Here is a 23,883-nt window from a genome sequence, read left to right on the forward strand (position 1 = left end):
CAGAACACGATCCCACACCGAATGTGCGCCACGTCTCATTTTTTGACCGAACGGCAGGTAATATCCAGGCACCACCAATTGTCTTGAAAGGACGCCCACCATCATGAAGCGCACTTTTTCGCTGTCCGCCGCGGTAGCCGCTTCCGCCCTGGTCCTCACCGCTTGCGGGTCGGGCGGCGGGGACAGCCAATCCGAGGGACCCCAGGAAATCAAGGTGGGGATCGCTCAGTTCGTGGAGCACCCCTCACTCGACGCCGCCCGCGAGGGTTTCGTCTCCGCCCTGGAAGAAGGCGGCTATACCGAAGGGGACAACCTGACCCTGGACGTACAGAACGCCTCCGGCGACCAGGCGACCGCGACCAACATCGCGTCCAATTTCGCTTCGTCCGATAACGACTTGATCCTCGGTATCGCGACACCCACCGCTCAGTCCCTGGCGCAGGCCGTGACCGACAAGCCCGTCCTGTTCACCGCCGTCACCGATCCCGTGGACGCCGGACTCGTGGACTCCATGGACAAACCCGGAGCCAACATCACCGGCACCACCGACATGAACCCGGTCGCGGAGCAGATCGAACTCATCAAGAAGTTCGACCCGGACGCCAAGTCCGTGGGCATCATCTACAGCTCCGGTGAGACCAACTCGCAGATCCAGGTGGAAGAGGCCAAGAAAGCCGCCGAGGCCGAGGGTCTGACCGTGGAGGAGAAGACCGTGACCACCACCGCGGAGGTCGCCCAGGCCGCGGAGTCCTTCAACACCGATTCCATTTACGTGCCCACCGACAACAAGGTGGTGGCCGGTCTCGAAGCAGTGGTCGGTGCCGCCGAATCCAAGAAGATCCCGCTGATCGTGGGCGAGGGCGATTCCGTGGAGCGCGGTGGCCTGGCCACCCAGGGCATCAGCTACGAGGAACTCGGCAAGCAGACCGGTGAAATGGCCCTGCGCATCCTCAACGATGACGCCGATCCCGCCGAGATGGCCGTTGAGTCCCAGAATGAGACCCAGCTGATCATCAACGCCAAGGCCGCTGCGGCCATGGGCGTCGAGATCCCGCAGGACCTGCGTGATTCCGCCGACCAGGTAATCGAGTAACCATCCATGATTGCCGGAATCGAGCTCGGCCTGATCTACGCCGTGATGGCCCTGGGCGTCTACCTCACATTCCGTGTGTTGGACTTCCCGGACCTCACGGTGGATCAGTCCTTCACCACTGGGGCCGCCACCGCGGCCATGATCATCCTGGGTGGTGGCAGCCCCTGGCTGGGCACCATCGCGGGATTCTTCGCCGGTGCACTCGCGGGCCTCATCACGGGTCTGCTGCACACCAAAGCACACATCAACGGCTTGCTGGCGGGTATTTTGACCATGACCGCCTTGTACTCCATCAACCTCAGGGTGATGGACAGCAAGGCCAACCTCGCGTTGCTGCGCGAGGACACCGTGTTCACCCCGCTGCGTGAAGCGGGCTTCCAGGGCTCCTTCGTGGGTGTCCTGTTATTGCTCGTCGGGGTGCTTCTGGTCAAGGTCGTTCTTGACTGGTTCCTCTACACGGACGCCGGTTTGGCCATGCAGGCCACCGGCGACAACCCGGACATGATCCGTTCCTTCGGCGTGAACACGGACAATCAGAAGATTCTGGGTCTGTGTCTGTCCAACGGCATGGTCGGCCTCTCCGGTGCGCTCGTGGCCCAGTATCAGGGTTTCGCGGACATCGGCATGGGTATCGGCCTGATCGTGGTGGGTCTGGCCTCCGTGATCCTGGGCCAGGGCATCTTCGGAACCCGCACGGTCATCATTGCCACCGCGGCCGTGATCTTCGGGTCCGTGCTGTACCGCCTGGTGATCACCGCAGCCCTGCAGCTGGGCCTGAACCCGTCCGACATGAAGCTGATCTCCGCCGTGCTGGTGGTCATCGCGCTGGTGCTTCCGCAGCTGACGTTCTTCAAACGGTGGAACACGCACCGCAAGGACCGTGAAGCACGTAAGGTCCAGGCCGGCGTCGAACCCGGTGCCGGGACACCCGCGACCGTGGGCGGTCGAACCGGAGAGGGGCGATAAACCATGTTGACCATCACCGATGTGCGCAAGACGTTCTTCGCCGGCACCGTCAACGAACGCGTGGCCCTGGACGGGGTGAGCCTGACCGTGGAATCGGGGGACTTCGTCACCGTGATCGGCTCCAACGGCGCGGGCAAGTCCACCATGCTGAACACCGTGTCCGGGACCATCATCCCGGACACGGGCAGTATCCAGGTCTCCGGCGAACCGGTCACCAAGCTCAGGGAACACCAGAAGGCCCGTTGGATCTCCCGGGTGTTCCAGGACCCCATGAAGGGATCCTCGCCGAACCTGACCATTGAGCAGAACATGGCCATTGCCTCTCGTCGCGGCAAGTCCCGGGGGCTGTCCACGGGTGTGACCCGCCCGCGGAAACAGCAGTTCCGGGACGAGTTGGCCAAGCTGGAACTCGGGTTGGAAAACCGGTTGGGTGCCAAAGTGGGTTTGCTGTCCGGCGGCCAACGCCAGGCACTGTCCCTGCTCATGGCCACGTTCTCGTCCCCGGAGATTCTGCTTCTGGATGAGCACACGGCCGCCTTGGACCCGCAGCGTGCCAAGCACGTCACGGAACTGACCGAGCGCATGGTCGCAGAACAAAACCTCACCACCATCATGGTCACCCACAACATGGAACAGGCGCTGCGCCTGGGAAACCGGTTGATCATGATGCACGAAGGCAAGATTCTGTTCGAACTGAACCAGGAGCAGAAGGCCGGATCCTCCGTGGCGGATTTGCTGTCCGAGTTCCAGAAACTGCAAAAGGTCAGCGGAGAACCCGCACTCGATGACGCTACGCTGCTAGAAACAGTCCGCGTCACCGAAGAAGGAAAACCGTAGTCACCGTGAACACGAACAGGCGCCAGCGCATCACCTCAGTGATCTCGATCGTGGGGCTGCTGGCCCTGTTCGTGTGCATCTTCACGCTCCCGCCTGCCCTGGTGCATCTGGGGCGGGCGGCGTCGGAATCCGCGTCCGTCCCGTTGACCGGCAGCGCCGTGACCACGATCGCGGTGGGTTTCGGCACCCTACTGATCGGCGGTGTGCTGAGCATTGTCGGCATGGTCCGGCGGCGCACCGCGGCCCCGGTGCACAACCCCGAGGACGACTACGTGGCCGAACAATTCGGCGAAGGGCAGATGTACCACGAATACGACCCCATGGACCTGAACCCGCACCTTCGAACCCGGCAACGCCACGGCGACCGGGACTGACCGAGAAACCCCCGAACCAGCGGTTCGGGGGTTTTGTCATGGCATGGGGCGGACAACTACGCGAGGCGGCCGCGGCAACCTGAGAACCGATTGCGCGGGGCGGCGGCGTGGGTGACACCCCGGGTCCGTTAAAAGAAAAAGTGCCCGCGATAGGAATCGAACCTACGACCTTCTGCTCCGGAGGCAGACGCTCTATCCCCTGAGCTACGCGGGCGGGGGTTGTCCGAGCGGGCCCGATGTCGGACCGCGAACAACTCGATCGATATTAGCAGGTTCAGCACGGCAGGCGAATCGACTCGAATCGGTGGGTGCCGTTCGTCCCGTTACACTGGTCCGGTGACTCCTGAAGAACTTTCCGCTGCCGTATCCGCATGCCTGCACGATGCCGTGGCCGCCGGCGATCTCACCCTGGTGGACGGCGCAGAGCTTCCCGAAGCGAAGGTCGAACGCCCCAAGAATCGTGAGCACGGGGACTGGGCCACCACGGTGGCCATGCAGGCGTCCAAGAAGTTCGCTCGCAAGCCCCGCGAGATCGCCGAGATCCTGGTGCAGCGCCTGGGCGCTGTAACCGGTGTGGCCGCGGTGGACATCGCCGGCCCCGGCTTCCTGAACATCACGCTCGACGCCGCCGCGGCGGGTGAGCTCGCGCAGTCGATCGTCGAGCAGGGCGCCTCCTACGGCACCTCCGACACCCTGGGCGGCACCGCCATCAACCTGGAATTCGTGTCCGCCAACCCCACCGGGCCCATTCACCTGGGTGGCACCCGCTGGGCAGCCGTGGGCGATTCACTGGCCCGCGTGCTGCAGTCGCAGGGTGCTGAGGTGACCCGCGAGTACTACTTCAACGACCACGGCGCCCAGATCGACCGCTTCGCCCGCTCCCTGCTGGCCCGCGCCCGCAACGAGGAGGCCCCCGAGGACGGTTACGGCGGGCAGTACATTGCGGACATCGCTCAGCGTGTGCTCGAGCAGCATCCGGATGCGCTGGAATCCGAGGACCCGCAGGAAGTCTTCCGCGCGGCCGGGGTGGAGCTGATGTTCCAGGAGATCAAGTCCTCGCTGCATGAGTTCGGCGTGGACTTCGATGTTTTCTTCCACGAGAACTCCCTGTTCGAAGGCGGGCAGGTCGAGCAGCTGGTGGAACAGCTCAAGGACTCCGACGCCATGTACTTCCAGGACGGCGCGTGGTGGTTGCGATCCACCGATTACGGCGACGACAAGGACCGGGTGGTCATCAAGTCCGATGGCAACGCCGCCTACATCGCCGGTGACATCGCCTACTTCAAGGACAAACGCGGCCGCGGAGCGGACCTGTGCATTTACATGCTGGGCGCGGACCACCACGGCTACGTGGCGCGTTTGAAGGCAGTGGCGGCAGCCCTCGGGGATTCGCCGGAGCGGGTTGAGGTGCTGATCGGTCAAATGGTCAACCTGGTCCGCGAGGGTGTTGCGGTGCGCATGTCCAAGCGCGCCGGCACCGTGGTGACCATGGAGGACCTCGTGGAGGCCGTGGGTGTGGACGCCGCACGTTACTCCCTGACCCGCTACTCGGCGGACTCCAACATCGACATCGACCTGGACGTGCTGACCAAGCGCTCCAACGAGAACCCGGTCTTCTACGTCCAGTACGCCCACGCCAGGACATGCGCGGTGCAACGTAACGCCCACGCCGCGGGGGTCCGTCGCGTGAGCGAGGACGGCACCGACACGTTCGACGCCGCCCTGCTCGATCACGCGCGCGAGGCCGATCTGCTGGCCGCGCTGGGACAGTACCCCTCCGTGGTGGCCCAGGCGGCGCAGCTGCGTGAGCCGCACCGCGTGGCCCGTCATTTGGAACTACTGGCCGGCACCTACCACCGCTGGTACGACGTGTGCCGCGTGGCACCGCAGGGCGATGCCCCGGTCGAACCGGTACACAACTCTCGCTTATGGCTCAATGACGCCATGCAGCAGGTCCTGGCCAACGGCCTGACCCTGCTGGGTGTCAGCGCGCCGGAACGGATGTGATCTCGTGAGTTCAACAGATACTGCGCACCCCTTGGCCCCGGGCTGGTTGACCGTACCCGAGGACAACGCTGCCCTGGATCCCAAGGTCTTCACCGGCCAGTACGCCAGGGGCGATCAAGGCTGTGTCACCGTGGACGGCGTGTCCGTGGCTGAACTTGCAAAGAAATACGGTTCACCCAGCTACGTGGTCTCCGAGGACACCTTCCGTTCGCGTGCCCGTGGCTTCCGGGAGGCCTTCGAGAACGCGTTCACACCCTTGGGCGTGGCTGTCGAGGTCTACTACGCCTCCAAGGCACTGCTGAACACCCACGTGGCACGGTGGGCGCAGGATGAAGGCCTGAACGTGGACACCGCGTCCGGCGGGGAACTCGAGGTGGCCCTGCGCGCCGGAGTGGACCCCGCCAAGATCGCCCTGCACGGCAACAACAAATCGGCCGCGGAGATCACCCGCGCGCTGGACACCGGTGTGGGGCGCATCGTGGTGGATTCCCTGCCGGAAATCCAACTGGTTGCCGATCTCGCCCAGAAGCTGGCGGTGCGCGCGCCCATCATGTTGCGCGTGACGCCCGGTGTGCATGCCTCGACCCATGAATTCATTGCCACCGCCCACGAGGACCAGAAGTTCGGGCTGTCCCTGATCCCCTCGGTCGAGGGGGTGGACTCGCCGGCGCTGCAGGCCATCGCCCAGTGCGTGGCCCTGCGCGAACAATTGGACCTGCGTGGTCTGCATTGCCACATCGGTTCCCAGATCTTCGCGGCAGAGGGCTTCGGCCAAGCCGCCGAGCGTGTGCTGGCCTTGCGCCAGACCGTGGCCGAGCGCTGGGCCACGGTGCTGCCCGAGCTGGACCTGGGCGGCGGTCACGGCGTGGCCTACACGAGCGCGGACGAACCCCGCACCGCGCAGTCCATTGCCGAGGATCTCGCCGAGCACCTGGCCGGCCTGCTGAAGAATTCCGAGTTGCCCCTCCCGCACCTGTCTTTCGAACCCGGACGTTTCATTGCGGGTCCTTCCGGATGCACCGTCTACACCGTGGGCACCGTGAAGACCGTCACCGTCAGCCCCGGCGAGCAGCGGCGTTACGTGTCCGTGGACGGCGGCATGAGCGACAACGCCCGCCCCGTGCTTTACGACGCCGATTACACGGCCGTGCTCGCCAATCGCGTGTCCGACGCGGATCCCGTGCTCAGCCGCGTGGTCGGTAAGCACTGCGAATCCGGGGACATCGTGGTGCGGGACGTCTATCTCCCCTCGGACGTCACCGCCGGTGACCTGCTGGTGGTGCCCGTGACCGGTGCGTACTGCTGGGCGCTGTCCAGCAACTACAACTGGCTCACCCGACCCGGAATGATCAGTGTGGACGCCCAGGGACAGGTCAAGGAGCTGATCCGAGCCGAAACCGTCAACGACTTGCTGGCCCGGGACACCGGCGCGAGCACCGAATAAGCCCCCAAGGAATATCAGGAGCCATGACTACTTCAGCGACACCTCACCAAGCGACCCCCCACTTGAAGGTTGCCCTGCTGGGAGCCGGGACCGTGGGTTCCCAGGTGGCCCGCGTGCTTCTCGCCGAACAGGACGAGCTGGCCAAGCGCTCGGGTGTGGTCCTCGACCTCGTGGGGGTGGCCGTCCGCGACGTGAGCGCCAAGCGCGACGTCGAGATCCCGAGCGAGCTGCTCACCACGGACGCGGACTCCGTGATCGACGCGGCGGACATCGTGGTGGAGCTGACCGGCGGCATCGAGCCCGCGCGCACCCGCATCCTGCGAGCGCTCAACGCAGGCACCACCGTGGTGACCGGCAACAAGGCGCTGATAGCGGCCCACGGGCGTGAGCTCCACGATGCCGCGGCGGCGTCGGGCTCGCAGCTATCCTACGAGGCCGCGGTGGCCGGGGCCATCCCCATTGTTCGTCCCATGCGCGATTCACTCGCCGGTGACAACGTCACCCGGTTCCTGGGCATCATGAACGGCACCACCAACTTCATCCTGGACCAGATGGACACCACGGGCGCCGCTTTCGACGACGCCCTGGCCGAGGCTCAGGAGTTGGGTTACGCCGAGGCCGACCCCACCGCCGATGTGGAGGGGTACGACGCCGCCGCCAAGGCCGCCGTGCTCGCCTCCCTCGCCTTCCACTCGACCTTCACCCAGGACGATGTTCACTGCCAGGGCATCACCGCGGTGACCGCGGAGGACGTTGCCACCGCCGCCGAGGCCGGGTACGTGATCAAGCTGCTGTCCGTGGGTGAACGCACCGAGAACGGCGTGAACCTGCGCGTGAACCCCGTGATGATTCCCCGCAGCCACGTGCTCGGGGGAGTGCGCGGGGCGTACAACGCCGTGTTCGTCGAGGCCGAGAACGCCGGCTCCCTCATGTTCTACGGCCAGGGAGCGGGGGGCGAGCCCACGGCGTCGGCGGTGCTGGGCGACCTCGTCTCGGCCGCACGGGCAATCGCCCGCGGCGCCGAGGGCGTCCCGCTGAGCGACCACGCCAAGCTACCCGCGGTGACCATGGACAACGTGAGCACCCGCATGGCCATCACCGTGACCGTCAAGGACCGCTTGGGTGTGCTGGCACGGATCGCCCAGGTCTTCGCGGACCATGGGGTGTCCATCTCCACCATGCACCAGACCGAGGACCCCCACGACCAGGCCATTTCGGTGCTGCACCTGGTCACCCACACCGGGCGCCACCGTGATCTCATGGACACCGTGGCCGCATTGCGCGAATTGCCCGTGGTGGCCGGGGTGCTGTCGGTGATCCCCGTGGAGACCGGCGAGTAAGTCCACCGCCCCTCGGGGTGGTCCACAACAGCCATGGGTGGCTGACCCACCCACCGTTACACAGCGTCGAGGAGAACCGGTATGGCACACGTCTGGCAGGGCGTCATCAACGAGTACAAGGACCGCTTGCCGGTCACCGAGACCACCGAGGTCATCACCATGGGTGAGGGTGGCACTCCGCTGATCCGGGCTCATGCCTTGTCCGAACTGACCGGCAGCTCCGTGTGGCTCAAGTTCGAGGGAATGAACCCCACCGGTTCCTTCAAGGACCGCGGCATGACCATGGCCATCACCAAGGCCAAGGAAGAGGGCGCGGAGGCCGTGGTGTGCGCCTCGACCGGTAACACGTCCGCCGCCGCCGCTGCCTACGCCAAGCAAGCGGGAATGCGCTGCGCCGTGCTCGTTCCCGAAGGCAAGATCTCCATGGGCAAGATGTCCCAGGCCGTGGCGCACGGAGCCGACATCATCCAGATCGAGGGCAACTTCGACAACTGCCTGGACGTGGCTCGCAAACTGTCCGAGTCCTACCCCGTGTTCCTGGTGAACTCGGTCAACCCCTACCGCATCGAGGGTCAGAAGACCGCCGCGTTCGAGGTTGTCGACACCCTGGGGGACGCCCCGGACATCCACGTGCTGCCGGTGGGTAACGCCGGCAACATCACGGCGTACTGGAAGGGGTACAAGGAGTACGCCACGGAGACTCCGGCGACCACCGGTCAGCCGCTGGCGCCCGTGGCCACGCACACACCCACCATGTGGGGTTTCCAGGCCGCCGGTGCCGCACCGCTCGTCCTGGGCCACCCGGTCACCGAACCCGAGACGATCGCCACCGCCATCCGGATCGGCAACCCCGCCTCGTGGGACACCGCCATTGCCGCGCGTGACGAGTCCGGGGGCCTGATCGACTCCGTGAGCGACGAGCAGATCATCGAGGCCCACCGGTGGCTGTCCTCACGCGAGGGCGTGTTCGTGGAGCCCGGTTCCGCGTCGGGAGTCGCCGGCGTGCTCAAGAAGCAGCGCGCGGGTGAAGTGCCCAGCGGCAAGACCATTGTGATCACCGTGACCGGTCACGGGCTGAAGGACCCGCAGTGGGCCATCAAGGGCGCCGAGGCCGAGGATCCCAGCGCCGCGGAACCCAAGCGCGTACCCTTCGACGTGGTCCCCGTGGCCGCAGCGCTGGGGTTGGAGTGACCGACGTCGTGAACCACCAGGCCGTAGCCGCGCCGGGCACGAGGGTCTCGGTGCGGGTCCCCGGATCCACGGGCAACGTGGGGCCCGGTTTCGACACCCTCGGGCTGGCCCTGGGCTATTACGACGAGCTCACGGTCACCCGCGTCGATTCCGGTCTCGAATTCGAGCTCTCGGGCGAGGGATCGCAACACGTCCCCCGCACCGCAGATCACCTGGTGGTCCGCGCCATGCAGGCGGTTTTCGACGCCGCCGGCGCCGGTTGCCTGCCGGGCCTGCGGTTGAAGGCCCATAATCGGATCCCGCACGGGCGCGGCATGGGGTCCTCGGCGTCGGCCGTGGTGGCCGGCGCGTTGGCCGCCAATGCCCTGCTCGCCCAGGACCTGCGGCTGGATGAGCACGCCGTGTTACAGGTGTGCTCGCGGTTGGAAGGGCACCCGGACAACGTGGCGCCCACTCTGTACGGGGGCCTCACCGTCTCCTTCGAGCAGGACGGCACATTCGTCAGTGTCCCCGTGCGGGTGCACCACGACATCATCCCGGTCGTCGCCATCCCGGACTTCGAGGTGGCCACCTCCCTCGCCCGCGGCCTACTGCCCGATACCGTGGCCCACCGCACCGCCGCGGTGACCGCCGGGCGCGCGGCGCTGCTGGTCGAGGCCATGAGTAACCGCCCCGAGTTCCTGCTCCCGGCCACGTTCGATCTGCTGCACCAGCCATTCCGAGCCCAGGCCATGGGGCCGAGTTTCGAACTCATGACACAGTTGCGGGACCTGGGATTCGCGGCGGTGATTTCCGGTGCCGGGCCCACGGTCCTCACCCTGGCCAACGGCACCGAAGCCGCCGAAACGGCGGTCGCTGCGATCAAGCGCATCAGCTCGGATCCGGACTCCGCGGCGCACACCCACAACGGCGAGGACGTGTCGTGGCGTGTTATGACGCTACGCGTACCGGCCGAGGGTGCTAAAGTGGGCGTATCCACGCAATAGGCCCTGGGTTCGCCCACGCGGTTCAGGCGGAGTCCCGCATTCGAGTCGGCAATCATGACCGAGCGTCACTGCTGTTTCAATGCGTCACCCCAGTGCGATCCCTTTTCATGATGACCAGGTCACCTCTGTGATGTGACCGCGGCTGGTGGATCCAGGGGATCAGAGGACCTCATTGCTGATTTTCCGGCGCGCACTCTGCGCGCATTCAACGTGGCCCGCAGTTGGTGGCCCACAATCATAACGTCGGGTCAGTGCGCGATGTCATCGCCACGGCCCCCATCGAGTCAGAAGGAACCTTCGTGACAGAAACCACCGCCCCCGAACAGGGAACGGAAGATTCCAAGCCCCAGAACACTGGTTTGTCCGGGCTGAAACTCGCGCAGCTGCAGGCGCTCGCCTCGCAACTCGGTATCACCGGCGCGCGTCGCATGCGCAAATCGCTGCTCGTGGAGGCCATTGAGGCCCACCAGCGTGGCGGCGCCGTTGCCGAGCGCGACAAGGCCGTGGAGGAAAAGATCTCGGAAACCGCGCGCAAGGCGTCCACGCGCCGCGCGGCGTCGTCGAAGTCCACACCGTCCCAGGACGCATCACAGGACAGCGCGGCCTCGGACCAGGGCGAGCAGCCCGCCCCCGCCGCCTCGGCGCCCGCGAACGAGGACCAGAAGAACGAGTCTCAGGGGGAGAACCGCCCCAGCCAGCACGAGCGCCAGTCCGGCTCCCGCCGTTCCCGCCGTGCCTCCGCCTCCGGACGCGGGGACCGGTCCCGCAACCAGGATGCCGAGCAGCAGGACAATCCCGAGCAGCAGTCCAAGGACTCCGGCCAGGAGAACCAGGGCGAGCGCTCCGACAACGCTCAGAACGAGCAGGGCGAGGATTCCAAGGAATCCGGCAACCGCGGCAATCGCAACCAGCGTTCGCGTGCCAATCGCAGCGACCGTAACGGTTCACGCGAGGAGAAGTCCGGGTCCAACGATCAGGACAACGGTGGCCGTGAAGAGAAGGGATCACGCGAGGACAAGCAGGATTCCGGCCGCAAGGAGTCCTCGCAGGACGGTCAGAACCGTAAGGACGGCAATGACCGTCACGAGCGGGGCAACCGCAACCGTAATGATCGCAGCAACGACGGCAACGATCGTGACGGTAATTCGCGTCGCAACCGCCGTAACCGCAATCGCAACGACCGCAATGACCGCAATGATCGCAACGAACGTCGCAACCGCCGTAACCGCAGCAACGGCCCGGACGTGGACGACATCGAGATCACCGAGGATGACGTCCTGCTGCCCGTCGCGGGCATCCTGGACGTGCTGGACAACTACGCGTTCGTTCGCACCTCGGGATACCTCCCGGGCCAGTCGGACGTGTACGTGAGCCTGTCCCAGGTCAAGAAGAACAACCTGCGCAAGGGCGACGCCATTGTGGGTGCCATCCGCGCACCCCGCGAGGGTGAGCAGCACAACAGCTCGCGCCAGAAGTTCTCGGCGCTCGTGCAGTTGACCTCGGTCAACGGACGTAAGCCCGAGGAGAACAAGGACCGCGTGGAGTTCTCCAAGCTGGTTCCGCTGTATCCGCAGGAGCGCCTGCGCCTGGAGACCGAGGCCAAGAAGATCGGCCCCCGAGTGGTCGACCTCGTGGCCCCGATCGGTAAGGGCCAGCGCGGCCTGATCGTGTCCCCGCCCAAGGCCGGTAAGACCCTCATGTTGCAGGCGATCGCCAACGCGATCACCACCAACAACCCGGAGGTCCACCTCATGATGGTGCTCGTGGACGAGCGCCCCGAAGAGGTCACGGACATGCAGCGCACGGTCAAGGGTGAGGTCATTGCCTCGACCTTCGACCGTCCGGCGGACGATCACACGACCGTGGCCGAACTGGCCATCGAGCGTGCCAAGCGTCTGGTGGAAATGGGTATGGACGTGGTGGTCCTGCTGGATTCCATGACCCGCCTGGGCCGCGCCTACAACTTGTCGGCACCGGCGTCCGGACGCATCCTGTCCGGCGGTGTGGACTCGGCAGCGCTGTACCCGCCCAAGAAGTTCTTCGGCGCCGCACGCAATATTGAGAACGGTGGCTCGCTCACCATTCTGGCCACCGCTCTCGTGGAGACCGGCTCCAAGATGGACGAGGTCATCTTCGAAGAGTTCAAGGGCACCGGCAACATGGAACTGCGCCTGTCCCGCCAGCTCGCGGACCGCCGGATCTTCCCGGCCGTGGACGTCAACTCTTCCGGCACCCGCCGCGAGGAGAACCTGCTCTCCGCGGACGAGATCAAGATCATGTGGAAGCTACGCCGTGTGCTGTCCGGTCTGGAACAGCAGCAGGCCCTGGAGCTGCTCACCAACAAGTTGCGTGACACGCAGTCCAACACGGAGTTCCTGCTGCAGGTCCAGAAGACCACGCTGGCCAACGGCAAGGACTAGCGAGAACTCCTCGCCGTCCCGTTCCACCCGTCGATAGGAGACCCTTCAATGTCCGATCCCGTTCAGCCGCTGCTGGATGAGCACGCTCAGCTGCAGCGCGAACTGGCGGATCCCGCCGTGCACGCAGACGCGGGTAAGGCCCGCAAACTGGGCCGGCGGTACTCCGAACTCAACGGCATTGTGGAGGCCCATCGACGGGTGGAGCAGCTTTCCGAGGATTTGGAGGCGACCCGCGAGCTCGGCAGCATGGATCCCGAGCTCGCGGCGGAAATCGAACCGCTCGAGGCCGCATTGGAATCCGCGCAGGAAGCGCTGCGCCGCAAACTGATCCCCAGGGACCCGGATGATGGGCGCAACGTGATCCTGGAAATCAAGGCCGGCGAGGGCGGGGACGAGTCCGCGCTGTTCGCCGGTGACCTGTTGCGCATGTACATGCGTTACGCGGAGTCACTCAAGTTCAAGACCGAGGTGCTCTCCTCCACTCCCACCGAGCTGGGCGGGTACAAGGATGTCCAGCTCGCGGTGAAGTCCAGCTCCAACGACCCCGCACACGGAGCCTGGGCGCGGCTGAAATACGAAGGCGGCGTGCACCGCGTCCAGCGCGTGCCCGCCACTGAATCCCAAGGCCGCGTGCACACCTCCGCCGCCGGCGTGTTGGTGTTCCCAGAGGTCGACGAGCCGGACGAGATCGAGATCAGCCAGAACGACCTGAAGATCGACGTCTATCGATCCTCCGGTCCCGGTGGTCAGTCCGTGAACACCACGGACTCCGCCGTACGCATCACCCACCTCCCCACGGGCATCGTGGTGGCCATGCAGAACGAGAAGTCTCAGCTGCAGAACCGAGAAGCGGCCATGCGCGTGCTGCGGGCACGCATCCTGGCGCACCAGCAGGAGCAGATCGATGCCGATAACGCCGCCGTGCGGAAGTCCCAGGTGCGCACCGTGGACCGTTCCGAACGTATCCGCACCTACAACTATCCCGAGAACCGGATTGCCGATCACCGCACGGGATACAAGTCCTACAACCTGGACCAGGTTCTGGACGGCGCCCTCGAACCGGTCGTGAACTCCGCGATCGAGCTCGACGAGAAGACCCGGCTCGAACAGCTCGGCCAGGACCCGGCCGGAAAGCGAGACTGACCTCCGGTGGAAGCTACCCTTGCTCAGGCACTGCGCTGGGCGCACGGTGAGCTTGCGGAGGCGGGTGTCGCCTCGCCCGACACGGACGCCGTGCTGCTGGCAGCACACCTCATGGGGCTGAGCAGGGGAGAGGTCGAGGCCAAAGCCATTCTGGGCGCCGCCGAACCCGCCGGTTACCGTGACCTGGTGGCCCAGCGGGCCACGCGCATCCCACTGCAGCACTTGACGGGCAAGGCCCCGTTCCGACAGCTCGAACTGTCGGTGGGCCCGGGAGTTTTCGTCCCCCGCCCGGAAACAGAGTTACTGGTCCAACTGAGTCTTGACGAGGCCCGACTGTGGCGCGAGGCCGGTGTGCCCCACCCTCGCATCGTGGACCTGGGAACCGGCACCGGCGCCATCGCGCTGGCCATTGCCACCGAGGATCCCACCACGCGCGTGTCCGCGGTCGAGAAGGAGGACGAAGCGTTCACCTGGGCGCAGCGTAACCTCCGTGGTTCCAAGGTCACCCTCGCACACGCCGACCTCCGAGACTACTTTCCCGAGAATGCCGGGACGTTCTGCGTGGTGGTGACCAACCCGCCCTACGTGCCCCCCGAGGAGATCCCCGCCGAACCGGAAGTCCGGGACTTCGATCCCCCCACGGCGCTGTATGGGGGAGCGGGCCACGGGATGGCACTGCCGTGCGCGGCCATGGACACGGCCGTTCGGCTGCTGCGGCCCGGAGGCGCAGTGTTCATGGAACACGCGGAGTCCCAGGTGCAGGCCATGGAGCGTGAACTAGCGGCCCGCGGTTTCGTGGCCATCCAGTTGCACCGTGATCTCGCGGGCAAGCCCCGCGTGACGGGGGCGCGCCGCCCCGCAGCGGCTGCCGACGACCCCACCGATCCGCACCAGACCCTGAGCTAAGGAGCTGCTCGTGAGTGCCACCTACAAGTGCGCAGACCAAGAATCCATGGGGGCCGCGATCGATCATGCGGCGCGTGTCATGGCGGACGGTGAATGCATCGTCATGCCCACGGACACCGTGTACGGCATCGGGTGCGATGCGTTTTCCCCCATGGGTGTCCAGACCCTGCTGGGTGCCAAGGGTCGCACCCGCCAGATGCCACCACCCGTGCTGATCGCGAATCCCGGGGTCATGGCCGGTCTCGCCGACCAGGTTTCCGACGCCGCCCGGGCCCTCGCCGACGCCTTCTGGCCCGGCGCGCTCACCCTCGTGTGCTGGGCCCAGCCGACCCTGGGGTGGGATCTGGGCGAAACGCACGGCACGGTGGCGCTGCGGGTTCCCGACGACCTCGTGGCTCGCCAGCTGCTCGAGCGCGTGGGTCCGATGGCGGTGTCCTCGGCGAACCTCACCGGGATGTCGGCGGCGCTCACGGCCCAGGACGCCCGCGAGATGCTCCAGGACCGTGTGGCGCTCTACCTCGACGACGGCGCTCGTCCCACCGCCGAGCACGAGGCGGACAATCCCAACGGGCTTCCCTCAACCATTGTCGACTGCACCGGTGAGGTGCCCGTTGTGCTGCGCCTGGGAGCCATCGGGCTCGCCGAACTACGAGCCGTTGTCCCGGACGTGGACGCCGGGGACTTCGCATCCAACGACCCGTCCGATCAGTCCGGCGAACGCCACAATCACGGTGCGGCAGGCACGCGTCCCGCGGGCGCGACCGGGGCGGGTTCCTCACCCGTGGCGCCGGAGGAGACCGAAGCGGAACCTAGCGTCGAGCCCTCGCGGCACCACACCGACGTCGGCGGCCGGTCGACACGCCGTTCAACGGCCGAGCCGCTGGTCGAACCGGGGGCCACCGAGGCCGAGGTGGCCAGGGCGCTCGTACAGAATGCGGCTGCGGGGCCCGGTGCACGCGTGGATCAGAATCGTCACCGTGCGAACGCATCCCGGCCGGGCTGGGGCGGCACCGAGGCGCTGAGCGTGGCCGAAGCCGGACGGCTCGTCAATGGCGGCTGATCTCTCGCAGCTGATGGGACGATACGGAGCGGGGGCCGCAACCACCATGGTTGCAGCCCCCGCTCCGTTGCGGAACAGGTTCTACTTGCCCAAGGACAAATGCGCTTGGCGCAGGACTTCCTGAACGTGGGGCTCGGGAATCACACCGTTCTCGTGTGCCCAGCCCGGCACCTGACGTTGCCCGAACCACGTGACCTCGAGGCGTCGGATGGCCCCGTTGAAGCGATTATTGGCCAACCCCGACACCCAATTGCCCGCGTCGATCACGGCGCGGCACAGCAATGGTGGCAGCTGGAGTGGATGGCGCCTCCCGGCATCGCGCAGGACGGAACCGTTCGTGGCGCCCTCCCACGGCTGCAGAATCACCGCGGGCAGGGGCTCGGGGTATTCGCCCACGGCCACCGCGAACTGCGCGAGTGCCGTGACGGAGGTGACCGGCGTGGGGGCCGTGCCGTCCCCGGCAACCGAGGAGAACACCGAGGAGGCGAACTTGGCGAGCAAACGCGTGGTGCGGCGCCCACTTCCCATAACCGAGGTGGCGCGCAGGACCGTCAGTTGCGGGGCGGTGGATTCCGACTCCCACTGCGACCGCAACCGGTACAGCGCGGACTCGCCCAGCGCCTTGGACAACGAGTAGGCGGAAAAGGGCGCGGTACGGATGGATTCATCCAGCACGGGGGCGTTCGCCTGGACCGAGGCCGAGCTGATGTGAATGACCCGGCGCACACCCGTGCGGTGGGCGGCCAGGGCGACCAGGACGGGGAGCAGCGCATTCGCGCCGGTCAACGACTGCTGATGGGTTTGATCGGGGGCCGCCAATCCCGCGGCGTTGACCACGATGTCCGCGCCGGCAAACGAGTCCGCCAGGTAATCTATGACCGACTCCAACCGATGAGCGTGCTCGATCACGTGGTGCACGGTGGTGGCCGGGGAGGCCAACCGGGGCGTGGACACGGGGGTCACGGCAATGTTCTTCGTCTGCAGCGCAGTGGTGATGGCCGATCCCACGAAGCCTGTGGCTCCGAGTACTCGCCAGCTACTAGCTGTCACGGTGAATCTCCTCCCGACATTGGTTTCTTCATCGTACGACAGCAATCCCGCGCTCACCGTGTCCGGGGGATTGTCAGCTGTGCGTTGATAGAATCCGTGAGTCCAGCGGGGCTCGAGTTTGTAGGCCCCACACAGTACTTTCCGCGGGAGCAACTATGACTCGAGCCAGTTCCGACCCGGCGCGGTGCCGGCGCGTCAGCGTTGCATGCGTAACGCAGGACCGTCCCCGCGACGTTGCGGAGTTGATCGCTGGGTTGAGGCGCCAGTCGGATCCGATCCACAGCCTGTGCCTGGTGGACGCGGGCAAGACGGCCTTGGACCACGCTCATCTGGTCGACTTGATCGACGGGGCATTCGAACTTCGATACGTGCGCTCGGAAGCCAATCTGGGTGGCGCGGGTGGTTTTTCCCTGGCCATCCTCACGGCGTTGTCCGCCGGCGCGGACCAGGTGTGGCTCATGGACGACGACGCCCATCCGGAGGATGAGCACTGCCTGCGGACCCTGCGCCGCGCCGCCGCGGAACGTGATCTGGCGGTGGTCTCACCCTTGATCGTGGCACCGCAGGATCACGGCACGTTGGCCTTCCCGTTCCGCCTCGAAGGAGTCATCACACATTCTCGAGTTGACGTTGAACCTTTAGGGTTCATTCCCTCGTACGCGGCCTTTTTCAACGGCGCACTCATGGCCGAATCGGTGTTCTTCACCGTGGGGCTCCCGGATCTCAAACTCTTCCTGCGCGGTGACGAAGTGGACTTCCTGGTGCGATTGCGCAAATCCGGTTTGCCCTTCGGCACCGTGACCACCACCGCCGTGGCCCACCCCCCGGGGTGGGAGGAGGAACACGTGGTGATTCCCGGCAAACTCCAGGTGCTGATTCCCCCGGGGCAGTTCAAGCAACAGCACTTCTTCCGCAACCGCGGCTACGTCTCGTGGCACTACAAGCGGGTGGTGCAACTGGCCGCGGACGCAATTGGCTATCCGGCGTACTACCTGCAGCGCGGAGACCTCAAGGGGCTGCGCACGTGGGCCACCCGATACGTCAATGGAATGCGGGGACGTGGTTTCGGTGGCCCTCGCTGAGCCCTTGGGCGCCGCCGAACTCCCCGCCGACTTCTCGCTGTTGATGCCCGTGTACCGGGGGGACTCCGCCTCCCGGGTGCGCCGGGCCGTCGAGTCGAACACGGCGGAGCAAACACGGCCTCCCGCCCAGGTCGTGATTGTCCGGGACGGACCGGTGCCCCAGGAGATCACCGACGAACTCGACCGGATCAGTGCGGCGTCGTCCGTGCCCGTGGTGCGCGTGGATCTGGAACGCAACGCGGGCCTGACCGACGCGTTGAACACGGGCCTGCTGTGGTGTGACCACGACATTGTGGCCCGCGCGGACGCGGACGACATTTCCTACCCGGACCGGTTCGCACGGCAACTGCCGCTCATTGAAGCCGGAGCGGACCTGGTGGGAGCTTCCATGCATGAGATCGGCGACGACGAATCGGATCCGGTGGCGCTGCGCCGGGCACCCGTGGGTTATGCGGAGATCGTGCGGGTGGGTAAACGCCGCAACCCGATCTCCCATCCGTCCGTGGTCTTCCGCCGCAGCGCCGTGGAAGCGGTGGGCGGGTACCAGCACGTCCCCATGGCCGAGGATTACTGGCTGTGGGCCCGCATGCTTCGCGCCGGGGCGGACGTGCGCAACATCCCCGAACCGCTGGTCGGTTACCGGGTCTCCGCCGGCTCGTATGAGAGGCGCGGGGGACCCCGCGTATTCCTGGCGGAATTGGCGTTGCAATGGAAGTTGCGCCGTTTAGGGTACGTCGGGTTCATACAATGGGCAACGAACGTGATCGTGCGGGGCGGCTACAGATTTGTACCGCTCAGGGTGCGGGAAACGGCCTACCGGTTCATGGTGGGCCACCGCGGTAACTGATTCGCGTGCTCGAAAGGACATCAACACGCATGGGGAACCCCCAGTCGAACACCCCCTCGGCGGAGAAGCCGGTCGCGTGGTTATGGATCCAGATGATTCTGGACTCCGCCGCGTGGATCGTCGCCATGTGCGTGGCGGTGCTGCTGCGCTATGAAATGAACGTGCAGTTCGTTTCCACGGGCGGGTTGATCATCACGTGCGCGGTAGCGGTCGCGTGTCAGATGGTGGTGGGTTTCTCGTTCGCCCTTTACAAGGGGCGGTATTCGTTCGGCAGTTTCGAAGAAGCCAAGCTCCTGGTCGTGGTGACGGTGATCGTCATTGCCATTGTGGAAGTCGTGCTCCTGGTGTTCGGCGTGGCTATGGGAATCCCGCGTTCCATCGGATTCATTGCGTTCCCGTTCGCGTGCTTGTTCATGGCCGCGTTCCGCTATCTCAAGCGCATGTACCAGGAGTCCACGGCCAAGCCCGGGGCCGGAGCGCAACACGTGGTGGTGTTCGGTGCGGGATATCTCGGCGCGTTCCTGGTCCACCGCATGATGCAGGACCCCTCCTCGGAATACTTGCCGGTCGCCCTCATCGACGACGATCCCGCCAAGAAACACCTGCGGATCTCATCCGTCCCGGTCATGGGAACCCTGCACGACGTCGCCCAGGTCCTGGAGACCACACGCTCGGCCGTTCTGATCGTGGCCATTTCCGACGTCGAGCCGCGCCTGATGCGCCGCGTCTCCGACGCCGTGGCGGGCACCAACACGCGCGTGATGACGGTTCCGCCGATCACCGACATGTTGACCGCCAATCAGCACAGCGTGGACCTGCGCGATATCGCCATGGAAGATCTCATCGGACGGCGTCCCGTGGACATCCACGTGGAGGCGATTGCCGGTTACGTCACCGGCAAAAGAGTGCTCGTCACGGGTGCGGGTGGATCGATCGGCTCCGAACTGTGCCGTCAGCTCGTGGGTTTCGAACCCGCCGAGCTGATCATGCTGGATCGTGATGAAACCGGCCTGCAGTCCACCCAGATCTCGATCACCGGCCGCGGACTCCTGGACGGCAATGACACCGTGCTCGCGGACATCCGCGACACCGAGTCACTGGAGCACATTTTCGAACAGAGGCAACCGGAAGTCGTCTTTCACGCGGCCGCGCTCAAGCACGTGTCGCTGCTCGAACAGTTCCCGGACGAGGCATGGAAGACCAATGTGATGGGCACCCTCAACGTGCTCAATGCCGCGGCCCACGTGGGCGTGGAGGTTTTCGTCAATGTCTCCACCGACAAGGCTGCCAATCCCACCACGGCTCTGGGGCACTCCAAGCGTGTGGCGGAAAAACTCACGGCGTGGATGGCGGGGGAGACCGGCAACCGGTACGCGTCCGTCCGTTTCGGCAACGTGTTCGGTTCACGGGGTTCCATGCTCCCGCTGTTCGCCGAACAAATTCGGCAGGGCGGGCCCATCACGGTGACCCACCCGGAGGCCACCCGGTACTTCATGACCATTCCGGAGGCCTGCCAACTGGTGATTCAGGCCGGTGCCATTGCCAGCGGGGGAGAGGTCCTCATCCTTGACATGGGCGAACCGGTGCGGATCCTGGACATTGCCGAACGATTGCGCGCCATGTCGGGCCGTGAGGACGTGGAGATCGTGATTACCGGTCTGCGCCACGGTGAAAAGCTGCACGAGGATTTGATTGGTGCGGGCGAGAGCGATGAACGGCCATTGCACCCTAAGATTTCCCACGCCAAGGCGGAGCGGTTGGATCCGGCGCACCTGGACCGACACGTGTGGAAGGTGCGCGGGGGGATGTTGTTCACCGGCTCGATTCCCGTGGTGAACGCCAGCACCCAACCCCGCATCACAGATTTCCAGGTTCCCCGAGCCAGGCAACGCCGCGAATCATCCCCCCCTGCAGAGCGTTCCGGGGGAGAACAATCATGACGTGGCCCATCATCACCACCGCACCGACCGTGTTGTCCCTCGTTGACGGCCCGGGTGCCATTCCGCAGGCCGGGACGCTCCACGAATTGAGTACCCTTGCGTTCTGGCTGGGTGGGGGCGCTTTCTTGCTTTCCGTCCTCCTGCCGTTCGTCATCAAACCGCTTCTGGCGCGGTGGGGAGTCATCGACATCCCGTCCGACAGGTCCTCTCACGACCGCCCGGTCATCCGCGGCATGGGACTGGCGGTGGCCATTGCCATTGCGGTGATGTACTCCATTGCCATGCTTGCGGGCGTGGTCGCGGTGGACCGCTCGGTAGCGTTGATCGTGCTGGCCATGACGGTGGCCGGTGCTGCGCTGGGATGGTTCGAGGACTATCGCGGTGCGTCCGTGGGCGCTCGGCTCGGAGGGCAGGTGCTCATCGGTGCGCTGGGTACCGGCGCCCTGATCTTCACACTGGGGATTGCGGTGTGGTGGTGGCCGGTGGGAGTGATTGCCACGGTCGCGTACGTCAATATCGCCAACTTCATGGATGGCATCAATGGGATTTCGGGAATGCACGGAACCGCAGTGGGATTGCTCTACGCCTGGGCCGGTGCCGCCAACAACATGACCTGGATGATGTGCGCCGGCCTGGTCGTGGCCGGTGCTTTCGCGGGATTCCTGCCCTGGAACCTGAGCCGAGGCACGGTCTTTCTGGGCGACGTCGGCTCGTACGCCCTGGGCGCAAGCCTGGTGGCCATCGCCATCGGGGCGTTCTTGTCCGGCGTTTACGTGGAGTATCTGCTGCCGCCCCTGCTGATTTACCTGGCCGACACCACCGTGACGTTGGTCAAGCGCGTTCGGCGCGGTGAGATCTGGTACAAACCCCACCGCGAGCACGTCTACCAGCGACTCACGGACGCGGGGCTGTCACACGTCCAGTCTTCGCTGGTCGTCACACTCGCCACGGTCCTGGTCAGCCTCATTTCGCTCTGGGGCTTACGCGCCGACGGCGCAGGTTCGGTTCTCGCCGGATTGGCCGCCGTGGCCATGGTGGTGCTGTACCTGTGCTTGCCCCGCTTCCTCCGCCCGCTTGCACGTCGACGCCGGGCCGGGGCGTCATGACCCCGGCGCAGCCCGCGGACCATGTGAAGCACCCGGTCCGGGATCGGTCCGCCGGGGATGCCCCTGATGTTTACGGCCGCCCGGTGCTCGTTCTCAGCGTCACAGCCATTTTTCTGGCTGTGATTCTCATCACGTGCGTTGCCGCGCTCGAGTTCGCCCCGCCGTGGCGATCCATCGTGGCGGGGGTCGGGCTGGTGGCACTGAGCACGGGGCTCACGGTGTTCGTCTCGACTCTCATGTACCGCATTGCACCGGCAGCCACGGCTCCCGCGCTCGCTCTGCTCTACCTGGTGAAAGTCGTGGTGATGGGGTGGTACCTGCTCTCCGTGGGATCGCCCGAGTGGCTGCACTCCTTGGGGTTCGCCATCACCGTTGCCGCGGGTCTCACGCTGTCCTGGCTGGCCCTGGCGCCGATGGCGATGCGAGCCAGCGCGGTTTTGGCCAGGGAATACGCAGCGGTGGTGCGCGCCAAGGAGGAACAGGCCGCAGCCGAGGCCGATTCGGCAACTATCCTGGATGAACACTTATCCGAACCGACCGATGGGGGAGAGCATGGCCGAACATGAACCCGATGTCGCCAACTCAGCGCACCGCGACGGTCGGCCCGACAAAGCTGCGCACAATGCGGCCGAAACCGAGGACGCGCTCAGCACCGCGGGCGAGCTCGTACAGCGAGGGGGATTGGCCGGAGGGCTGACCCTGCTGCTGTACATCGTGGTCGGTGGGGGCTTCTGGAGTTTGGTAGGCTGGGGCGCGGATCACCTGCTGGGAACAGGGTGGTTGGTGATCGTGGGAGCCGTCATAGGTGCGGCTGCCGGGATCTATCTTGGTTACCTCCACATGCGGGAGGGCCTGAACTCCAGTTCGACCCAGATGGAGTACCCGACTAAGACATCGTCGTCTGATCAGGGCCCCTCGCCCCGAGTGTGACCGGTCTGGATACCGCAGAAAGGACCCGTATTGAACCCCGCCTTGAGGATTCCGGCCGAATTTGTGGCCCCGTCAGTTGAGGACGCGCACCTGCCTCCCCTCTTCACCGTGGGCACATTTGAAGTCGGCAAGCATTCATTGTTGATCCTGTTGTCGGTGGTTCTCATCGCTGGGTTCTTCATGTATGTCGTTCGCCGCCGCGCCCTGGTCCCCTCCAAGGGTCAGTACCTCGGTGAAATGGGTTACGGCTTTGTGCGTAACCACTTGGGCCGCGACATCATCGGCGAGAAGGAATTCCGCCCGTACATTCCACTGCTGTTCACCTTCTTCTTCTTCATCCTGGTGAACAACCTGTTTGGTTCCATTCCGGTCCTGCAACTTCCGACCTTCTCCCACCCCGGCACCGCGTACGTCTTCGCGGCCATCGCCTACTTCGTGTGGGTTTTCGTAGGCATCAAGCGTCACGGTTTCGGCGGCTTCTTCGTCAAGATGACCATGCCGCCGGACGTTCCCAAGATCCTCTACATTGTTCTGATCCCCCTCGAGTTCCTCTCGAACATGATCATTCGTCCCGTCACGCACGCACTGCGTGTGTTCGCCACGATGTTCGCCGGCCACATGGCCATCATGGTGGCCGCCGGCTTCACCGCGTACCTCGCCACCGGCGTGGGTGGTGCGCTCGGGATCAGCGGATCCGTCTTCGGCGTCATCCTGGGCCTCTTCATTTACTTCCTGGAGGTTCTGATTCAGATCCTGCAGGCCTACATCTTCACCCTGCTGTTTGCCGTGTATGTACAGGGCTCACTGCAGGAGGGGCACTGACCCCACGAAGCAGCGGTCCGACCGGACTGCTGATGTGACCATCGTCCATTTACGATTCCAGTAATGGCATCACTGCCCGACACGGGCACCCAGAAAGGAAATATCCATAATGGAAGGTTCGCTTAGCGTCATTGGCTACGGTCTCGCTGCCATCGGTGGTGGCATCGGTGTGGGTTTGATCTTCGCTGCTTACATGCAGGCAGTTGCTCGCCAGCCCGAGTCCCAGCGCGTAATCCAGCCCATGCTGTTCATGGGCTTCGCCGTGGTCGAGGCTCTGGCCATCCTGGGCTTCGTGCTCGCACTCCTCTAAGAGCGGCCCGTCCGCACTTAGCCCTAAAC

At 65.4% G+C, this 23,883-nt stretch carries 22 protein-coding genes and 1 tRNA gene; 21 read left to right on the plus strand and 2 right to left on the minus strand.

Going from position 1 to position 23,883, the window contains the following annotated elements; translation table 11 throughout:
* The first annotated feature begins 103 nt into the window (after positions 1–103).
* The 4 genes from AC3ENJ_RS00160 to AC3ENJ_RS00175 are packed head-to-tail and all read left to right on the plus strand — an operon-like array spanning position 104 to position 3,270.
* Positions 104–1,093: an ABC transporter substrate-binding protein gene (locus AC3ENJ_RS00160; protein WP_190780111.1), complete on the plus strand. Its 990-nt coding sequence runs from the start codon at positions 104–106 to the stop codon at positions 1,091–1,093.
* Between the two features lie 6 nt (positions 1,094–1,099).
* Positions 1,100–2,059 carry an ABC transporter permease gene (locus tag AC3ENJ_RS00165; protein ID WP_431812680.1) on the plus strand — a complete coding sequence of 320 codons (960 nt, stop codon included), beginning with the start codon at positions 1,100–1,102 and terminating at the stop codon, positions 2,057–2,059.
* A 3-nt stretch (positions 2,060–2,062) separates the two neighbouring features.
* Positions 2,063–2,896, plus strand: a complete 834-nt coding sequence (locus tag AC3ENJ_RS00170) for an ABC transporter ATP-binding protein (protein ID WP_431812681.1) — start codon at positions 2,063–2,065, stop codon at positions 2,894–2,896.
* A gap of 5 nt (positions 2,897–2,901) precedes the next feature.
* A complete protein-coding gene (locus AC3ENJ_RS00175) occupies positions 2,902–3,270 on the plus strand; it encodes a hypothetical protein (protein WP_431812682.1) in 369 nt (122 codons plus the stop codon).
* A gap of 141 nt (positions 3,271–3,411) precedes the next feature.
* Here AC3ENJ_RS00175 and AC3ENJ_RS00180 read toward each other — a convergent pair.
* Positions 3,412–3,484: transfer RNA gene (locus AC3ENJ_RS00180), tRNA-Arg, on the minus strand.
* A 122-nt stretch (positions 3,485–3,606) separates the two neighbouring features.
* On the opposite strand from AC3ENJ_RS00180, the gene argS reads away from it, so the two are divergent.
* The 9 genes from argS (at position 3,607) to AC3ENJ_RS00225 (ending at position 15,767) form a co-directional block, all read left to right on the plus strand.
* Positions 3,607–5,277, plus strand: coding sequence for an arginine--tRNA ligase (gene argS / locus AC3ENJ_RS00185; protein ID WP_431812683.1), 1,671 nt, complete (start codon positions 3,607–3,609; stop codon positions 5,275–5,277).
* Between the two features lie 4 nt (positions 5,278–5,281).
* Entirely contained in the window at positions 5,282–6,721 is a 1,440-nt protein-coding gene (lysA, locus tag AC3ENJ_RS00190) for a diaminopimelate decarboxylase (protein ID WP_431812684.1), read from the plus strand.
* 23 nt (positions 6,722–6,744) lie between these two features.
* Complete coding sequence (locus tag AC3ENJ_RS00195) at positions 6,745–8,061, plus strand: homoserine dehydrogenase (RefSeq protein WP_190780116.1); 1,317 nt, start codon at positions 6,745–6,747, stop codon at positions 8,059–8,061.
* Positions 8,062–8,142: 81 nt separating this feature from the next.
* Positions 8,143–9,252 carry a threonine synthase gene (thrC, locus tag AC3ENJ_RS00200; protein ID WP_431812685.1) on the plus strand — a complete coding sequence of 370 codons (1,110 nt, stop codon included), beginning with the start codon at positions 8,143–8,145 and terminating at the stop codon, positions 9,250–9,252.
* Positions 9,249–10,238: a homoserine kinase gene (gene thrB, locus AC3ENJ_RS00205; RefSeq protein ID WP_320414868.1), complete on the plus strand. Its 990-nt coding sequence runs from the start codon at positions 9,249–9,251 to the stop codon at positions 10,236–10,238. The genes thrC and thrB overlap by 4 nt, the downstream gene beginning before the upstream one ends.
* Positions 10,239–10,537: 299 nt before the next feature.
* Positions 10,538–12,658 (plus strand): transcription termination factor Rho, encoded by a 2,121-nt coding sequence (gene rho / locus AC3ENJ_RS00210; RefSeq protein WP_431812686.1) that lies wholly within the window; start codon positions 10,538–10,540, stop codon positions 12,656–12,658.
* Between the two features lie 48 nt (positions 12,659–12,706).
* Positions 12,707–13,801, plus strand: coding sequence for a peptide chain release factor 1 (gene prfA, locus AC3ENJ_RS00215; RefSeq protein ID WP_190780119.1), 1,095 nt, complete (start codon positions 12,707–12,709; stop codon positions 13,799–13,801).
* Positions 13,802–13,807: 6 nt separating this feature from the next.
* Positions 13,808–14,707, plus strand: coding sequence for a peptide chain release factor N(5)-glutamine methyltransferase (gene prmC / locus AC3ENJ_RS00220; protein ID WP_431812687.1), 900 nt, complete (start codon positions 13,808–13,810; stop codon positions 14,705–14,707).
* Between the two features lie 10 nt (positions 14,708–14,717).
* Complete coding sequence (locus AC3ENJ_RS00225) at positions 14,718–15,767, plus strand: L-threonylcarbamoyladenylate synthase (protein ID WP_320414869.1); 1,050 nt, start codon at positions 14,718–14,720, stop codon at positions 15,765–15,767.
* 81 nt (positions 15,768–15,848) lie between these two features.
* On the opposite strand, the gene AC3ENJ_RS00230 is transcribed toward AC3ENJ_RS00225, so the two are convergent.
* A complete protein-coding gene (locus AC3ENJ_RS00230; RefSeq protein WP_431812688.1) occupies positions 15,849–16,817 on the minus strand; it encodes an NAD-dependent epimerase/dehydratase family protein in 969 nt (322 codons plus the stop codon).
* 155 nt (positions 16,818–16,972) lie between these two features.
* Here AC3ENJ_RS00230 and AC3ENJ_RS00235 point away from each other — a divergent pair, with 155 nt between their 5' ends.
* From AC3ENJ_RS00235 to AC3ENJ_RS00270, 8 genes are all read left to right on the plus strand, one after another.
* Positions 16,973–17,899: a glycosyltransferase gene (locus AC3ENJ_RS00235; protein WP_190780122.1), complete on the plus strand. Its 927-nt coding sequence runs from the start codon at positions 16,973–16,975 to the stop codon at positions 17,897–17,899.
* On the plus strand, positions 17,877–18,746 hold the full coding sequence (locus AC3ENJ_RS00240; RefSeq protein ID WP_431812689.1) for a glycosyltransferase: 870 nt from the start codon (positions 17,877–17,879) through the stop codon (positions 18,744–18,746). The genes AC3ENJ_RS00235 and AC3ENJ_RS00240 overlap by 23 nt, the downstream gene beginning before the upstream one ends.
* 29 nt (positions 18,747–18,775) lie before the next feature.
* Positions 18,776–20,686 (plus strand): polysaccharide biosynthesis protein, encoded by a 1,911-nt coding sequence (locus AC3ENJ_RS00245; RefSeq protein WP_431812690.1) that lies wholly within the window; start codon positions 18,776–18,778, stop codon positions 20,684–20,686.
* Entirely contained in the window at positions 20,683–21,792 is a 1,110-nt protein-coding gene (locus tag AC3ENJ_RS00250; RefSeq protein ID WP_431812691.1) for an MraY family glycosyltransferase, read from the plus strand. The genes AC3ENJ_RS00245 and AC3ENJ_RS00250 overlap by 4 nt, the downstream gene beginning before the upstream one ends.
* Positions 21,789–22,358, plus strand: coding sequence for a hypothetical protein (locus AC3ENJ_RS00255; RefSeq protein WP_190780126.1), 570 nt, complete (start codon positions 21,789–21,791; stop codon positions 22,356–22,358). The genes AC3ENJ_RS00250 and AC3ENJ_RS00255 overlap by 4 nt, the downstream gene beginning before the upstream one ends.
* On the plus strand, positions 22,345–22,722 hold the full coding sequence (locus tag AC3ENJ_RS00260; protein WP_190780127.1) for an AtpZ/AtpI family protein: 378 nt from the start codon (positions 22,345–22,347) through the stop codon (positions 22,720–22,722). Before AC3ENJ_RS00255 ends, AC3ENJ_RS00260 begins: the two co-directional genes overlap by 14 nt.
* Positions 22,723–22,830: 108 nt before the next feature.
* Positions 22,831–23,544, plus strand: coding sequence for a F0F1 ATP synthase subunit A (gene atpB / locus AC3ENJ_RS00265; protein WP_308495843.1), 714 nt, complete (start codon positions 22,831–22,833; stop codon positions 23,542–23,544).
* 109 nt (positions 23,545–23,653) lie between these two features.
* Positions 23,654–23,854, plus strand: a complete 201-nt coding sequence (locus AC3ENJ_RS00270; protein ID WP_016996283.1) for an ATP synthase F0 subunit C — start codon at positions 23,654–23,656, stop codon at positions 23,852–23,854.
* Positions 23,855–23,883 lie beyond the last annotated feature (29 nt).

The sequence above is a fragment of the Kocuria sp. cx-455 genome (assembly GCF_057707085.1).

Excerpts from the sequence above, each read along its gene's own strand:
- AC3ENJ_RS00160 (WP_190780111.1), top strand. The coding sequence starts at position 104 with ATGAAGCGCACTTTTTCGCTGTCCGCCGCGGTAGCCGCTTCCGCCCTG.
- AC3ENJ_RS00165 (WP_431812680.1), top strand. The coding sequence starts at position 1,100 with ATGATTGCCGGAATCGAGCTCGGCCTGATCTACGCCGTGATGGCCCTG.
- AC3ENJ_RS00170 (WP_431812681.1), top strand. The coding sequence starts at position 2,063 with ATGTTGACCATCACCGATGTGCGCAAGACGTTCTTCGCCGGCACCGTC.
- AC3ENJ_RS00195 (WP_190780116.1), top strand. The coding sequence starts at position 6,745 with ATGACTACTTCAGCGACACCTCACCAAGCGACCCCCCACTTGAAGGTT.
- thrC (WP_431812685.1), top strand. The coding sequence starts at position 8,143 with ATGGCACACGTCTGGCAGGGCGTCATCAACGAGTACAAGGACCGCTTG.
- prfA (WP_190780119.1), top strand. The coding sequence starts at position 12,707 with ATGTCCGATCCCGTTCAGCCGCTGCTGGATGAGCACGCTCAGCTGCAG.
- AC3ENJ_RS00235 (WP_190780122.1), top strand. The coding sequence starts at position 16,973 with ATGACTCGAGCCAGTTCCGACCCGGCGCGGTGCCGGCGCGTCAGCGTT.
- AC3ENJ_RS00245 (WP_431812690.1), top strand. The coding sequence starts at position 18,776 with ATGGGGAACCCCCAGTCGAACACCCCCTCGGCGGAGAAGCCGGTCGCG.
- AC3ENJ_RS00250 (WP_431812691.1), top strand. The coding sequence starts at position 20,683 with ATGACGTGGCCCATCATCACCACCGCACCGACCGTGTTGTCCCTCGTT.
- AC3ENJ_RS00255 (WP_190780126.1), top strand. The coding sequence starts at position 21,789 with ATGACCCCGGCGCAGCCCGCGGACCATGTGAAGCACCCGGTCCGGGAT.
- AC3ENJ_RS00260 (WP_190780127.1), top strand. The coding sequence starts at position 22,345 with ATGGCCGAACATGAACCCGATGTCGCCAACTCAGCGCACCGCGACGGT.
- AC3ENJ_RS00270 (WP_016996283.1), top strand. The coding sequence starts at position 23,654 with ATGGAAGGTTCGCTTAGCGTCATTGGCTACGGTCTCGCTGCCATCGGT.